This is a genomic window from Streptococcus mitis (genome assembly GCF_002096925.1).
Classification (GTDB): Bacteria; Bacillota; Bacilli; order Lactobacillales; family Streptococcaceae; genus Streptococcus; species Streptococcus mitis_AF.
On sequence record NZ_NCVN01000065.1, the window covers coordinates 1 to 498 of the forward strand.

At 35.9% G+C, this 498-nt stretch carries 1 pseudogene; it reads right to left on the reverse strand.

What is annotated here, in order from left to right:
* A pseudogene (locus tag B7692_RS10940) lies at positions 1–498 on the reverse strand (IS3 family transposase); the annotation flags it as partial.

Below are 498 nucleotides of genomic sequence, written 5' to 3' on the forward strand. Positions count from 1 at the left end.
ATGAGAAGAATATTTTCGTTTCTGTCGCATTTTAGCTTGTAAATTGAGTACTTTCATCAAGCGTTGAACTCTTTTATGATTTACCAGATAACCACGATTTCTTAGTTCTAAATGAACCCGACGATAACCATAATTTCCCTTGTGTTCGATAAAAATGGATTGAATTTCAGCTTTAAGCTCTTGGTCCTTATCTGGTTTGTCTAGCTGTTTCAAGTGATAGTAGTAGGTCGAACGAGCTAGTTTAATGGTTTTTAGAAGAATATCTAACGAAAACTCAGTCATTAATTCTTGAACAATTTCTGTCTTTCTTCTTTCTCTTTTTCTTCCTTCAATCGGAGTTCTCTTAACTTTTTTAGGATGGCATTCTCCGCTCTCAGGTACTCATTTTCTGCTTGAAGACGTTCTAATTCTGTCCTCTCTTCAGGTCTCTTTTTTGGCTTACGTCCCATTTTAGGTACTCTCCCTCTTGTTTTCTCAACAATAGTATACCCGTTTTTC